Here is a 15,034-nt window from a genome sequence, read left to right as displayed (position 1 = left end):
ATTAAAGTATAGATATATCGCTATATCCATACTTAATTTTAACTTAAGATACTTAATGAAAGGTAAATAGAGAAGAGATTAAGAATCCTCTTGACCATCAATATAGGCATATCCAGTTTCTTTTGTGATAATGATAGAAAAAGGTAAAGCTGCATTATTTGTAAAACTGAATGTCAAATTACAGTCAGCACTCATATATGTATTATAAGTATTTCCTGCACCACCTACATTTGTATGCGGTCTTCCAAGTTGATCGAAAGCAAGTTGTTGAGTGGTACATCCTCCAGTTGGATTTACTCCAGATACACCATATTTTTTCCCTAAAAGTATATTTGGGCTCTCTTCATCTTGAAGTTCAGAGTTTGCACTTATATGGAATATATATTTACCATTTACGGGATCAATGGCTGTTTCCTCTTTTGCAGGGTAAGCTGTAGTTCCTCCAGTATGATCTGTATCTGACCCAATAACATAAAACAGATAGCCTGTAGATGCTGTTGTACTAAATTGAATTTGCCATAATTCATTTTGCCAGTTCGGATCAAATGGATCTGTCTTATCATCATTAAGTGCCAAATGTTGTGTATATCGTATTGCAGAGAGAATGTTATCTGCTGCTTCCTGCCTTAAATCACGATCCATTCTAGGGAGAGCAAGTGCAGCAAGTATACCCAGAACGACAATGACGAATACTAATTCAATCATAGTAAAGGCTTTTGTTTGTTTAGTTATAGTTCTCATATTTTTTGTAAGCTCCTTCTATGATAAGTGGTATCAGGTGTATTTGCACCTGCTGGATGATCTAAATCTTTATATTTGACAAAGACATCAACAATAATGTTGAGTGGAGATTTTGTAGCGACGACACTATTACTTAGTGTTCTACAATTCGCATGTAAGTTCGTATCTCCGATATAAGAGATATTGACATCAATATTATAGAGATAATTACCACCCCCAATATCTCCATAACCACCACTAATATTATTCAGGCAGGTAGAGGTATTATGCTCATTTGCAGTGACCGCCATAATGGCATATTCAGTATAGCTTTTTGCCAAAAGAACAGACTGTTCATGTTGGAACTGTGCAGTAGTTCCTTTAACCATTTTCCCTGAAAGATTCATTATAAATGCTGCTACTGTTGCCATCAAAACGATAATAAAAATCGCTGTTAACATTGAAAATGCTTTTCTCATTAGAATACCGCCTTTTCTTTACATGCTGTGATATTTATATCCTCGCTTATTCGTTCTTCTTTGCAAATCTTAAATCGGATGGTTTGTCCATCACCTTTAAATTTGAATGTACTAACATTTGATAACAATAGTGATTTTTTAGTACCGACTCCTACTGCCGGTATGGCAGGAAAATCATAATAAAGATAGAGGTCTCCATTCTCTACTGCTAAAGCATAAGAAGACCAAGCCAGTTTGTAGTGCTCTACGATATGTGGTGCTCCCGCTCCTGAGAGTGTAATGGTTGTACCGGCAATTGTGGCATTATATTCATTAGAGTCATAAGGAAAATATATTTTAGGCGCAGGTGCAGATGATGAGAGGTTATTTATAACAGCAGTGGTAGTACCCAATGCAGATCCTGGAGTTGAAAGTGAATTTGCTGTATTGGCAGGATCATCAATATCACAAAATCCACTCCATCCAGGTGTAGCTGCTGCATTGTAACTGTCCATGTCACTAGCAACCCATTGAAGCACAGTATATGCATTTCCAGGTAAACTCATATCATCAGTTATCTCTTCAATAACAGTTGCGCCACTATTTTTTCGATAAACAGTACCCGGAATTGCAGAAGTAAGTCTATTTGCTATCTGTGTTGCTGCTAACTCTGTTTTAATTGTAGCTCGATGCTCTGCTCTTTGAACAATATAGCCTTCATAGACTTTGGCGATCAATTCAGCACCAATGGATGAAACAATACCAAGTATGGTGATAACAAAAACAAGTTCGAGCATACTAAAGGCCGGGGTGAGTCTCTTGTGATTCATATTAGAAATCCCTCTCTTCAAGTTTGTATCCACCTATATTGCAAGAAAATGCATGCAGTATAATAGTTTTGTCAAGTTCGTCCGGACTCGCAGCATCACTGGTAAGTGTAGTGCTGATACGTTTTATGTTAGTGGTAGTTGCTGATTGCTGGGTAAAGTCTGCATTAAAATTGATGGTATTGCCAGCAGGATTGTAATTTGTATTATCGGATATATAGAATACTGCAGTGGCAATAGTTACATTCTTTTCAATGTAATTTGTCCCTGTTCCCGTTCCTGCAAGATTCAATCCGATAATACCTATAAAATCGTCTATGTCATTTTCTAGACCATCATTTCCCAGTCCACCTGCTGCTGTAGCTGTAAGTCTGGAACCATCCGGTCTCACAAAACTTCTGTAGCTCTCCAATGGAGTACCAACTCTTCGTCCTGTCCCATTTCCGTCTGTATATGTAGATTCCGCAAGGTCGGCTACTGGACTTGCAGTTTGTAAAATAGGATCGAGCACAGTTTCATCTGCACTGTTTTCATCCCAATGGTAACCCATGATCATGTTAATTCTGGATGCAGCCTCATTGATAGCTTCCTGTTGGATCGCAACATAACCACTTTTGGTTGCTGTACTGATGAGTTGAGGCGCAGACATCAGTATGATGCCCATGACCACAATGGCAAAGATCAATTCTATCATGGCAATTGCCGGACGCATTATTTTAGTTTTGAGAATCATTTACCATCCTAGTCGTCTATTTTTCTTGGTACTGGTACTACCACCAACAACATGTCCTGTATCACCATGCCCCGCCCAATCAGATATACCGATAAAACGTACTTTATAGAAAGGACTTGGAAGGTCTAAAGAGTCCTCATTATAGATCAACCAACTGTTAGTATATGGTATTGAAGCGGTATAGTATGGCAATGTGAATGGCAGTATGTTGTGTACCAATTCTATATCAACAGTCATAGGTCTATCTGCTGAAGTGGCTGTTACACCAACAGTTGGATCTATACCACCCAAGGTAATTTGCACTTCGGCTGGGTCTGTAGATATTATAGAGGAAACGGATGCGGTGCCTGCAGGGGTAACAGCACCTACATGAAGTGTGACATTCCCATCATGACGTGTATTGTTTTCAGTATGATCTAATGATAACCACCAATCCGCTTCATTGATCTGTGCATTGTATATATCTATACCATATTCATAGCATTCTGAAAATAGAAGATCACAATAGACATCGATCGCAATAGGCGTATTGACATTGGCAGCTGTGATGTCATCATAAAAATATTGAGATGGTCGGGTTCTTGCATAGTAGAAAGTTGCTTTTGATGCTGCATTAGAGTTGACACAACTTCCCGCCGGTGGTGCAATACATGGTGATGTTGAAGCATTATCATCACCGACGCGACTTCCATCTATTTTTGCTAGGTTTCCAGTATCTATATCTACATACTCAGAGGTGACCGAAATGGAATAGTAAGTACCATTAACATCAAATGGGTTTGCCTCTTCATTGATCTTTCTTTGGAAGTTAAAATCGAGTGGGTAAGTACTTTCATCCCATTTGATATTTCTTGTTCCTGGACTATCTGTTTCTGTACCAATAGTCCGACCAAATCCTATAAGCTTGTTATCTATTTTAGATTCATTTGCATCAGATCCAAATAGATAAGCATGCGGTTCATTAGGAAGGGTACGAGCAGTTGGTATTTTAACCTTTTGAATAACTGTAATATTATTTTCATAATATTGGTTTCCAGCAAAGTCCTTTTTAAAGTTTTGTGTAATGCCATTTTGTTTATTAAGTGCTTCTATACGTGTCTTTACTCGGGCAGCCATTGGGCTTCTTGTAGGTGGAGTTGTAGACGGCATACCCCTTTTATCTGCAACATAGGTAAAGTCACTAGTTGGACCTGCATGGTTATAGATAGCAAGCTCTGCAAATCCGAAGTGATGAGGAATGAAAGTCACATTTAAATCTCCACAGATATAAGTATGCTTAGAACTATTACAATCCATTGGTGTATCATCATTATCTATCGCAGCCCACTCTTCATCATATATTTCTAAATTTATTTTACCTACATCATCATAGGTTACATCAACAATTTCTTGTGCACTTCCTGGATTGGAAGTGGTTAAACTTGACAAACCTTCAACCATGTATGCTACAGCCGTATTATTTAATTCAGATGTACCGTGAAGTAGGTCGGACGTATCTACAATTCCGTTTTTAAAATATTTCGTTGTCCTACTAGCAAGATCGCTATTGAAATTGTGATCAGTCACCGTATAGTCAACTGGCATATTGCCTAGAGCATCTCTTGCGGTCAGAGAAACACCATAACCTTCTCCTGCACGCAAAAGATTAGGTGCATCGGTGTCTGACATCTCCATATCAAACTTTTCAGGACGGATGGCAAAGTTATCTGTTGAGCAGACCGGTGCAACATTAAAGGTACACAAATAACAGCCGTAATCATTCACATAAATACTGTCTGTATCTGGATTATAAGAGGGATCACTTGTGTTTGCAATACCATGATTATTTGGGTCACAAGGTCTTCCACTAGCTATACCACATCTATCCCAGGCATCTTGACCAAATGAATCTGAATATTGTACTTCAGAGTTGGCACAGGATGGTACCCCTGCAAAGTTTCCATCAGCACTACTACTAAGAATACATTGCTGTCCCTCTACACTTAAAGAGTCAGGGTCTATAGCTATAAGTTGCAATCTGGCACTTTTTCTTACAGTACTAGGAACTTCTATGGCCCCTGTAGCAGAATATGCATTATCGGGTACGATAATAAAAGCTGGATTATTCGTACCAGGTTCATAGAGCGGCTCAACTCCTCCAGCACATGAATCATTAACAAGGATGGGTGAAATAATGAAGTTAAAATCAGGATTGGTTGGCGTATAGACTGTAGCAGCTCCATCAAGATTAAGATGCACACCCTCAATCGTCCTAGTAGGAGATGCACTAACCATGGTCCGTATATATTTTATGTTATTATCTGTATCTGAAGTATCTGTACTGGCATTATATTGGCTTGCTATAGCAGCATCAGCACCGATATGAGTATCAATGACATCAGTAGAATAGTTAATTTCTATACCACCTTCACTGGCCCCACTACAGGCATAAATACGTCCAAAGTGATGCTCATTAGATATATTATAATCCGCATAAAGCGCAATACCATTCATATTTGGAGTATAATCAGATCCTGTATCAGTAATAGTTAAATTGTTATCATCTATTACGCCGTCGTTCACCCGTACGACATAGCCTTCCTGATAAGAAGTAAAACTTTCAAAGTTTAAGGTGGTTTTTACTCCACCGTTAAGTACTGTACTTCCTGTTGAAGAAGTAGCTGAACCACTACTAAGACCAGGAGCATACATTTTAGTGACATCAAGTCCGGTTATAGGGTCAATTGATACATTTAGGTCTTTTCGAATAATCACTTGTGCGACACAATCGTCCTGTCCGCCAATATTACCATAAAAAAAGTTACCTCTTTTTTCACATGAAGCATTGATATCGGTATTGGCACCATATGCAACAGTGTTTTCTATGTAACAAAGATTATCTGCATTTTGTATTTCTGCCGTAATAGTTGTCTCTTCAAATGCAGTATCATGAGAACCGTTATTGTCACTGACCTCGACGTTATTGGTAATGACGCCTGCTATATCAGGTGCCGTTACATGTAAATAGATAGTATGGGTCACTCCTGAAGGTATATCACTGTTATGAGTACAATAGACATGAGGAGAACCAGCCTGTTGATCACATGACCAAAACCCAGAAGCTTCATTGGTTTTAGTTTTATTCATATCCATACCTATAGGCAACATATCATGTACTACTATACCCGATGATGTACTGTCACCTGCATTTGAAACATCAATAATATAATAAAACTCTTCATTAATTTCAACAGGATCATCACTGTCCACTTTTGTAATTTGCAAGTCAGTACCTGGAGTAGGAGTAGCAAGATTATACGTGATGGTAATACTATAGCCTTCAGCCTCACCATCATATATTTTTAGGTAAATAACATCATTTGCATTCACGGAAAATGTATCTGTCGTATGTGTATTTTCACGGCTTGACCCATCGTAATAGATATCATCATCACAGGATGAACCGACTAAAAAAGAAGCTTGATTTCCATTGTCGTCAGTTTGCCATGTGATAGTGATATTTCCATCACTTGGAATAGTCATTTGAGAATAATCAATACCAGTTAACCCTAGCCCGTTATTTGCTCTTTCAATGGTACCAGTAAAAGTAGTTGTACCACTGACAATTGTGCTTAAAGCTTCACCCGGGCAGCTATCATTAATGGGTTCAGCATCTTCATAAGTTACAGCGTGTATATATGTACTTAAGAAGAAAGAAAAAAGTAATAGAGTAAAAAGTTTATTTAAAAGTTTCATCATATATCCTGTTATAATTTAGCTAAAGAGATCAAACTCTCCAGTTTATAGAGGACATCTATCCCTAAATAGAGCCTAATTCATATTGTACATAAGTATAAGTTTTTTAACATTTAAGTTATCTTAAAATAAAGCTTCTTTTATTATTTAATATTATAATTGGTAACTTTTGTATATTTTAAAACATAGATTTACTTTATAATGACCATTTTTAAGAAATATTATTTTGATTTTACTGGTGTAGAAGTATCTTTTAAAAAGATATTTAGTGAAATAGAGTTACTGCTAATACGCTTTTTACATACTTTGAGCTATTATATATGTTATTAGATTTTAATTAGGGAAAGATATGAACTTGAAGAAAAGTGTTTTAGTAGGTATGGCTTTAGCAATATCATTTTTATTTGTAGGATGCGGAGATGAAAAGGAAGTGGCCGAGTTTAATAAACCTGCACTCTATTGGTATCAGCAAATAGCCAATAGTATTACGAGCGGAAATTTGGATAAAGCTGATGCGTACTACATTTCCCTTAAGAGTGAACATATGCGTTCACCGCTCATGCCGACCTCTTTAATGATGCTTGCATATGCACATATGAATGCTGAAGAGTATCTGCTTGCGAACTATTACCTTGATGAGTATAACAAACGTTTTGGTGAGTATGAAAGTCGTGAATATACAGACTTTATGAAACTCAAAGCATCGTTTTTAGGTATCAAAGATGTCTACAAGGACCAAAAACTCATTATAGACAGTATCGCCACGGCTAAAGTATACATTAACCGTTATCCGGGCTCTCCTTATGCACCACTTGTCAACACTATGCTGATAAGATTACATATGAGCCAGTACTTGCTGAATGAAAATATCGCAGCATTGTATGACCGTACAGGCAAAGAAGAGGCAGCAAAGATCTACAGAGAGAAAAACAAAGGCTCTGTGGTTGAAATGACTGATATTACGCCACCTGAGAAAGGCATTATAGGTTATGTCTTCGACTAACCTTTAACGTGAAGCTATAAAACACCTTTTAAGGGTGTGTTTGATATATAAAACAAAATTTAATATTTTTAAAGGAGCAACATTATGCAACTCAGTGATTATGATGCATTTCCCACTACCTTACCTATAGTGGTCGAGGATGAACTTTTCCTTTACCCTTTTATGATAAGTCCTATTTTTCTTACAGATCAGAAAGATATCGATGCCGCAACCGATGCGATGGAAAATAACTCTTTACTCTTTGTGACTTCATCCATACCTGGGAAAGAAGGCATACATGATTTTGATACCATGTATAAAGTAGGGGTTGTCGGATCGATCATGCGAAAAGTACATATACCTGATGGTAGGGTCAAGATACTTTTCCAAGGTCTTGCCCGAGGAAAGATCGTTGAACCTCAAGAAGGACCTTTTAATCGTGCCATGATAGATGTGGTCACGTTAGAGAGTTATAATAAACTCAAAGCAGATGCTTTGATGGATATTCTCAGAGATAAAGTCAAAAAACTTTCTGCTTTAAACAGTCAAATACCTGCGGACCTTGTACGTACCATAGAAGAGAATGATGAACCAAACCGTATAGCAGACCTGGTTTCTTCTATGTTGAAACTGGATAAAGAAGTAGCCTATGTTCTCTATGTGGAATTGAATATAGAAAAACGTTTATTGGGTCTCATTGACATCGTAACCTCTGAGATAGAGTCTGCAAAAGTGCAACGTGAGATACGTACAAAAGTGCATACCAAGATAGAACAGACCAACAAAGAGTATTTCCTCAAAGAACAACTTAAAGAGATCCAGCAAGAGTTAGGCATGGATACGCAAAGAGAAGAGGAGATCGCCAACTTTAGAGAAAAAATAGCAGAACTCAAACCTCACATGCAAGAAGATGCCTTTAAAGAGATCAGTAAACAGTTAGACCGTTTTGCACGTATGCATCCTGATTCGGCAGATGCCAATGTACTTCAGAGTTATTTGGAATGGGTACTTGAACTTCCTTTTGGAAAGTTAACCAAGAAAAACCTAAGTGTGAAAGATGTTTCGCTTGAGCTCGATAAAGACCATTATTCACTGGAAAAACCCAAAGAACGCATTGTTGAATTTTTCTCTGTTCGTGAACTGGCAGAGCTTAGAGGCATCAAACAAAAAGAGACAGGGGGTGTCATACTCTGTTTCGCAGGACCTCCGGGTGTAGGTAAGACCTCACTTGCCAACTCCATCGCCACTGCATTGGGAAGACCCCTTGTGCGAATGGCACTGGGTGGACTTGAAGATGTCAATGAACTTAGAGGACATAGAAGAACGTATGTAGGGGCAATGCCTGGGCGCCTAGTACAAGGACTCATAGAAGCCAAAAGCATGGACCCAGTCATCGTACTCGATGAGATAGATAAAGTAGGACGTAGCATGAGGGGTGACCCTACCGCAGCACTGCTTGAGATACTAGACCCGGAGCAAAACAGCAAGTATAGAGACTATTATCTCAATTTTAACATTGATCTGAGTAAAGCTATTTTTATTGCTACTGCCAATGATGTGGGACGTATACCTGCTCCGTTACGTGACAGAATGGAATTCATAGGGTTGAACTCTTATACCCCTAAAGAGAAATTTGAGATCGCAAAGCGTTATCTCATACCTCAGGAACTAAAAAAACATGCACTCAAGCGTAGAGAATTTTCTATTTCCGATAAAGCACTTAAAATACTGATCGATGAGTATACCAGAGAAGCAGGCGTACGTAATTTACGTCGTAGAATAGCCGGCTTGATGCGAAAAGGTGCAAGACAACTCTTGGAAGATACAACAAAAGAGTCGATAAGCATCACAAGAAAGAACTTGGAAAAATTTACAGACAAGAAAGTATTTGAAATATCGCAAGTAGACAGTAAACCTCAAGTCGGAATTGTCAGTGGATTGGCATGGACGGCAGTTGGAGGAGATGTTTTAACCATAGAAGCGATCAAGATCAAAGGTAAAGGTGCATTACAGCTTACCGGTAGTTTAGGTGATGTGATGAAAGAATCTGTTCGTATCGCACATTCTGTTGTGAAGATACTGATAGACAATGGTGAGCTTCCTATCTCTCCTTCCATCATACCTCACAGTCCTAAAGAGAGAGAAGAACATATCACAGTAGATGCGAGTGAAGTCTATAAGCGTTATGACCTTCATATCCATGTACCTGAAGGTGCAACACCTAAAGATGGACCAAGTGCCGGTATCGCTATGGTAAGTGCCATCGCCTCCATTTTAAGCGGACAAAAGATAGACAATAAAGTTGCAATGACAGGCGAAGTTACACTGACGGGGAAAGTACTTCCTATAGGTGGACTTAAAGAGAAATTGATCGCTGCTTATAAAGCAGGGGTTAAAAAAGCACTCATTCCAATGAAAAATTATGAACGTGATCTAGATGATATTCCTGATGAAGTAAAGGGTAATATAGACATTATTGGAGTGTCTCGAATTGAAGAAGTATTGAAAGAAATATTTGTAAAATAAAGGGATTATTTATAAAGGTTGACCAGCCTTTATTGGGCTGGTCGTGTTTGTAGTATTAAGATCTTAGTCTGTCCACTGATCTATTTTCTGATAGAGATTGTCTTGCATAACAGGTTTACGTAAGAAGTCGTTTGCACCATTGTCATAGACTTCTGTTTTACGTGTATCATCTGTAGAGAGTACAATGACAGGTACCTGTGCATTATTCATGTCAGACCTAAAGATCTTAAGAAATTCTATACCATCTACAACTGGCATCATGATATCTAATAGTATAAGATTGATACTAGGATCTTTTTTCATTTTATCTAATGCGTCAGACCCATTTTCTGCCTCTATGATTTCTGTTACTTTTGGATTCTTTTTTAAAAGAGTCTGTATTAGCTTTCTGTTGATGAAGTCATCATCAACAACGAGTACTTTTAATGCCATGTCTATTATCCTCTATACTTATTTATTATATTTTCTGTCTCTTCTTTAGAAGCTGTATTTGAGATGGTTTCACCTTTTTGTACACTTACTTCTTGAGGAACATTTGTATTACTTGATGAAATTATAGCTACATTTCTATTAGCTTGGCTGATGCTCTCTGTAACCAGGTTTGTATCGGTAAAGAGTATATCATAGTCACCTGACGCCAATGTATTCTCTAACATCTCCATATCATCCAATATATCATAGTCATGACCCAGATTTTCCAGGACTTTAGCTAAAACTCTACGAGCCAGTACGAATTTTTTAGCAATAAGAATCTTTTTTTCTTTTGGTGTCTCAATGAGATCTACTGCAGGTTCTTCGAGATTTAGTTCTGGTTCATCAGAGACTTCCATTACCGGAGTGACACTCTCTTCAGGTGTTTCCATCGTTTTCTCTTCTACAACCTTCTCTTCTGTTTTAACAGGTTCTGCGGTCTCACTGCTTGCTTTGTCTGATAAGAATTTGTTGAGTATATAAAGTAATTCTGTCGTTTCAATAGGCTTAGTGATATACTCATCCATACCCTCACTTAAGAACCGCTCTCTGTCACCTTTAAGTGCATTTGCTGTTAAGGCTACGATAGGGATATGCGCTAACTCTTCATCTTCTTCATAGTCAAGGATTTCATGTGTTGCTTCGATACCATCCATCACAGGCATTTGAATATCCATAAAGAGCAGATCATAATCACCACTTCTACGTTTTTCAAATGATTCAAGACCATTGTTTGCGATATCAACCGTGATCCCATGTTCTTCAAGTATACGTCTGATAAGTTTCTGGTTAATGATATTATCTTCTGTAACCAATACTTTGGCATCAAATCTTGTCTGTTGTGTTGCTGCTGTTTCTTTAATCAGTTGTGGCGCTACAGAAGCTGTATTGGTTAAGACAGTTTTTAATTTAGAGAGTGTAACGGGCTTAAAGAGAACACGACTTTGATCAATACCCAGCGCTTCAACTTTATCACGGCTTGTAACATTAGCAATAACAATGAGTTTTGATTTATCCATATTCTGAATAGCATCCAGTATATTTTGTCTTGCTTTGTCAAGATCGATCCAGTAGTTTTTACACGTATCATTATAGTCAAGATCTTTTAGTTCAGCTATGGATTCAAAATGTTTGACAGTCGGACTAAAGTATTCAAACCATTTTTCAAGATTTTTGTCTAGTTTTGTCGGAATCTCTTGCTCATATTTACCTATGACAAGATCGCTGAACGCATGTTCGTAATTGACCTCAGTAGATGCAACCTCTTCCAATGGTAAAGAGAAGAAGAATGAGGTACCATGGTCTTTAGCACTTTCAAGTTCAAGTTTTCCACCCATAAGTTCAACGAATTGACTGGAAATAGTTAGACCAAGACCTGTACCACCATACTTTCTTGTAACCGATACATCGGCTTGAGAAAAGGCATCAAAAATACGAGACTGTTGGTCTTTTGTCATACCAATACCGTTATCTTTTACCGTGAATTTAACTCTGTTGACACCATTGTCATCTGTCTCTTTTACAATATCAAGATTCACTTCTCCACCGTAACTTGTAAATTTGACGGCATTAGAGAGAAGGTTAATAACAATCTCTTTGATCTTTGTCGGATCCCCTTTGAGTTTTGTAGAGATCGTTGGATCCATATAGTAGTTCATATCAATATTTTTCTCTGTTGCAGCAACAGCATAGGTTTCCACTGCACTTTCAAACTCTTCGGCCGCATCAAATACAACACTTTCAATCTCGACCTTGTTACTTTCAATTTTTGAAAGGTCAAGAATGTTGTTGATAATACTCAAAAGGTTTTCAGAACTCTTATCGATAATTGCAAGGAATTCCTCTTGCTCTTCTGAAAGGTTTGTACTACGTAAGATTTCTGTAAACCCAACAATACCGTTCAGTGGTGTACGGATCTCATGTGACATGTTTGCAAGGAAAAGAGATTTTGCTTCATTGGCTTGGAGGGCAATGAGTTTATCATCTTTTGCTGTTTCAACAAGGTCTTCAAGGAACTTATAGGCTTCTTTTGTACCTTCATGCGTATCAAGGTCAATATTTTCAATAGCATGTGAATCGGATGCAAGATATTCATCGCTGGTTTTCATCTCTTCCACTGCTTTGTTAAGTACGTCTTCAAGCTCTTTAATATTTCTTGTAATATCTCTTGCGGTTGTGTACCCGAGGTATGCCAAAATAAAACTCAGCAACCAGATAGCGCCTGCGATAGCAAGAAGTAAAAGTTGTTTCTCAAGGTAGAGGTTACTTTTTTTCCATAAAGCATTTGACACCACAAGTTCTGCTTTTGAAAGCAATGCGATCTTCTGTGTTTGAAGTGCAAACCAGTCTAAAACCTCTTCCGCATAGTCTCCATTATCGATATCCGTTTGAATCGCAGATGATGTCTGGGCTAGGTCATTCATCACTTCTTTAGCTTGATCATTATAGAGGACTTTCTCAAGTTGTTGACGCAATGCACTATTGGCTACTTGCTTAATATCAAAAATATGCGCTTTTGTTTTAAATTCATCCCATAAAGCAATTTCCTCGAACGTTAAAGAAGATTTTTTTGCCATATAGTATGAAATAAACCCTCTTTCAAGTCCACTGTTCTCTTTAGCCGTATAAATTTGTGTAAGTGTATCGATCAGTACTGAAATATCTGTATCAAGAGCATACTTCTTAAGTGTAAGAATCTTGTCAAGCGTTGGAGTAGATAAACCATTTCTATAGGTTTGAAAAAAAGTAGTTTTAAAATCTACATTTTCAGAATCTATCTTTTTTCTCGCTTCTGGAAGTTTACCTATATTTGATACAAGCAGTGTATAAGGGTCTGTCCATTGTACTGTTCTACTTCCTACAAGTTCAACTAAGAATGGAAGGTATACTTTTTTTTCTGTGATTACCTCATATTTAAGGTTTTCAAAAGACTCATCAGTTTTCTCTCGTTGTTTAATAAGTGCATCTTCATACATTTTCTTATCAGTTCCTAGATATAAGGCCGTTAATCCGCTTTCTTTACCTATTTCGATAAGTGATTTGTCCAAAGCACCATTATTGATCAATGTCGTTTTGAGTGCATTGGCCTTTTCATAGTTTACATATGAAGTTACAAAGAAATAACTTGATAGTAGAATGAGCAGGGTAATTGGTACAAGACCAATCAGTTTAAGTCTATTACGTATAGTCATAGTTTATTTCCTTTTATTTTGCTAGCGCATTTATTTGAATTTCGAAAGACAAAAAGTGTCCCCAATAGTCTTTGATTAAAGCTTCTAAATTACTGCTGTCTTCACAAAACTGTATCTTATAGAGCGTATCCGCCAATGGATTGATACGAAGGTTACTTGCGGCTCCTTTAAGGAGATGTCCTATTTTCTGAATGGCATCCAGATCACCCTCTTCATAGGCTTTTAACATCTTTTCAGTCTCAATATGACATTGTTCAATAAAATCATGTACAAATTCTTCAATAAGTTCTACAGGTAAAGAGAGATCATTTGCTGCTTCTTCAAGTTGAAAGTCAAAGTGAATAGGTTTGATACCTTCCAGAGAAATAGTACCGAAGCCCTTTTCACTGACTGTCACTTCTGGTTCAATTTCTTCTTCCTCTACACCTAAAAGATCAATTTTAGCCTCTTCTTGGGTATTAAAGAGTTCCATTTCAGGTTCTGCTTGAACAGTTGGTGCTGTAGTGATTCTTGTGAGTGCCGCGTAAAAAGATGCTACAGTTTCTTTTCTATCATTTACAGATGCAGTATCTATTTTTGCTATGATATCACCAATAAACGGGAGTTGTAATACCTCACCAAGATGGGAAAGTGTTGCAACAGCATCGGAACGTTTCGCACTGTCTTCGCTGATTAGATCCTGTTCTAGTCCCAGTGCTGTATCAATATATTCTTTAAGGAATGTATCGTAGTCTTCATGAGAAACACCGATCTGTTGAGAAACTTTATCTATGTCTATAAGAATCTCAGCAGTATCAATAGCCACTTCCTCTTCTTTATCTGATAACCCCAAGTCAAGGATCTCTGTATCTTCAGTAGAAACATCGAGTGACTCTTCTGCTCTGTCAATAGCTATTTCATCTTCTTTATCTGATAATCCTAAATCAAGGATCTCTGTATCTTCAGTGATTGTATCGAGTGGTTCTTCCACCGTCTCAACGCTATCCTCTGTTTCCTCTTCTGTGACAAGATCAAACAGCTCGTTGTCATCTATAGCAATCTCTATTTCTTCACTTATATCCTCTGTCTCAAGGGGAGCGATACTTTCTACGGTATCATCAAGTGTTAATACAGATAGATCATCTTCTTCTGCTTTTTCTTGCTCTGCTTGTATCTCAACTAATGTGATATTACCAAGCATACTTGAAAGGGGAGTTTTAGATATAGGAAACATTTTATCATTATGATCTGTAGTGATCGTGATATTTGTTTCAGATAAATCAAACTTTGTATCGTCTAATGCAATTTTTAATGATAATTCGTCTATGTGGGACAGTCCACACAATTCTAATAGACTCTTATCCGCAGCGATAATTTGATTTGTTTCGTTTAGTATATAGTACATTTTGTTA

At 37.5% G+C, this 15,034-nt stretch carries 10 protein-coding genes; 2 read left to right on the top strand and 8 right to left on the bottom strand.

All coding sequences use genetic code 11. The annotated features are described in order from the left end of the window. Positions 1–78: 78 nt before the first annotated feature. From LDM93_RS06670 to LDM93_RS06650, 5 genes are read right to left on the bottom strand one after another with little or no spacing between them, the layout of a single operon-like run. Positions 79–741 (bottom strand): Tfp pilus assembly protein FimT/FimU, encoded by a 663-nt coding sequence (locus LDM93_RS06670; RefSeq protein WP_223891444.1) that lies wholly within the window; start codon positions 739–741, stop codon positions 79–81. Next, entirely contained in the window at positions 738–1,199 is a 462-nt protein-coding gene (locus tag LDM93_RS06665; RefSeq protein ID WP_223891443.1) for a type II secretion system protein, read from the bottom strand. Before LDM93_RS06665 ends, LDM93_RS06670 begins: the two co-directional genes overlap by 4 nt. Then, positions 1,199–2,008, bottom strand: a complete 810-nt coding sequence (locus tag LDM93_RS06660; protein ID WP_223891441.1) for a prepilin-type N-terminal cleavage/methylation domain-containing protein — start codon at positions 2,006–2,008, stop codon at positions 1,199–1,201. The genes LDM93_RS06665 and LDM93_RS06660 overlap by 1 nt, the downstream gene beginning before the upstream one ends. 1 nt (position 2,009) lies before the next feature. After that, positions 2,010–2,738: a type II secretion system protein gene (locus tag LDM93_RS06655; RefSeq protein WP_223891440.1), complete on the bottom strand. Its 729-nt coding sequence runs from the start codon at positions 2,736–2,738 to the stop codon at positions 2,010–2,012. Then, positions 2,739–6,473, bottom strand: coding sequence for a DUF11 domain-containing protein (locus LDM93_RS06650; protein WP_223891439.1), 3,735 nt, complete (start codon positions 6,471–6,473; stop codon positions 2,739–2,741). A gap of 349 nt (positions 6,474–6,822) precedes the next feature. On the opposite strand from LDM93_RS06650, the gene LDM93_RS06645 reads away from it, so the two are divergent. Together LDM93_RS06645 and lon are read left to right on the top strand one after the other, a co-directional pair. Beyond that, positions 6,823–7,476 carry an outer membrane protein assembly factor BamD gene (locus LDM93_RS06645; protein WP_223891438.1) on the top strand — a complete coding sequence of 218 codons (654 nt, stop codon included), beginning with the start codon at positions 6,823–6,825 and terminating at the stop codon, positions 7,474–7,476. Positions 7,477–7,560: 84 nt separating this feature from the next. Next, positions 7,561–9,981, top strand: a complete 2,421-nt coding sequence (gene lon / locus LDM93_RS06640) for an endopeptidase La (RefSeq protein WP_223891437.1) — start codon at positions 7,561–7,563, stop codon at positions 9,979–9,981. A gap of 63 nt (positions 9,982–10,044) precedes the next feature. Here lon and LDM93_RS06635 read toward each other — a convergent pair whose 3' ends face one another. From LDM93_RS06635 to LDM93_RS06625, 3 genes are read right to left on the bottom strand one after another with little or no spacing between them, the layout of a single operon-like run. Then, positions 10,045–10,413: a PleD family two-component system response regulator gene (locus LDM93_RS06635; RefSeq protein WP_223891436.1), complete on the bottom strand. Its 369-nt coding sequence runs from the start codon at positions 10,411–10,413 to the stop codon at positions 10,045–10,047. 5 nt (positions 10,414–10,418) lie between these two features. Then, on the bottom strand, positions 10,419–13,643 hold the full coding sequence (locus LDM93_RS06630) for an ATP-binding protein (RefSeq protein ID WP_223891435.1): 3,225 nt from the start codon (positions 13,641–13,643) through the stop codon (positions 10,419–10,421). Positions 13,644–13,656: 13 nt separating this feature from the next. Then, positions 13,657–15,027: a hypothetical protein gene (locus LDM93_RS06625; RefSeq protein ID WP_223891433.1), complete on the bottom strand. Its 1,371-nt coding sequence runs from the start codon at positions 15,025–15,027 to the stop codon at positions 13,657–13,659. Positions 15,028–15,034 lie beyond the last annotated feature (7 nt).

The sequence above is a fragment of the Sulfurovum sp. TSL6 genome (assembly GCF_019972115.1).
GTDB lineage: Bacteria > Campylobacterota > Campylobacteria > Campylobacterales > Sulfurovaceae > Sulfurovum.
The sequence above is the reverse complement of the archived record's forward strand: the minus strand, read 5'-3'. Positions and strand labels throughout refer to the sequence as shown.

Bases quoted from the DNA above. Each gene is read 5' to 3' on its own strand.
- LDM93_RS06630 (WP_223891435.1), bottom strand. From the start codon at position 13,643: ATGACTATACGTAATAGACTTAAACTGATTGGTCTTGTACCAATTACC.
- LDM93_RS06655 (WP_223891440.1), bottom strand. From the start codon at position 2,738: ATGATTCTCAAAACTAAAATAATGCGTCCGGCAATTGCCATGATAGAA.
- LDM93_RS06665 (WP_223891443.1), bottom strand. From the start codon at position 1,199: ATGAGAAAAGCATTTTCAATGTTAACAGCGATTTTTATTATCGTTTTG.
- LDM93_RS06645 (WP_223891438.1), top strand. From the start codon at position 6,823: ATGAACTTGAAGAAAAGTGTTTTAGTAGGTATGGCTTTAGCAATATCA.
- LDM93_RS06660 (WP_223891441.1), bottom strand. From the start codon at position 2,008: ATGAATCACAAGAGACTCACCCCGGCCTTTAGTATGCTCGAACTTGTT.
- lon (WP_223891437.1), top strand. From the start codon at position 7,561: ATGCAACTCAGTGATTATGATGCATTTCCCACTACCTTACCTATAGTG.
- LDM93_RS06635 (WP_223891436.1), bottom strand. From the start codon at position 10,413: ATGGCATTAAAAGTACTCGTTGTTGATGATGACTTCATCAACAGAAAG.
- LDM93_RS06670 (WP_223891444.1), bottom strand. From the start codon at position 741: ATGAGAACTATAACTAAACAAACAAAAGCCTTTACTATGATTGAATTA.
- LDM93_RS06625 (WP_223891433.1), bottom strand. From the start codon at position 15,027: ATGTACTATATACTAAACGAAACAAATCAAATTATCGCTGCGGATAAG.
- LDM93_RS06650 (WP_223891439.1), bottom strand. From the start codon at position 6,473: ATGAAACTTTTAAATAAACTTTTTACTCTATTACTTTTTTCTTTCTTC.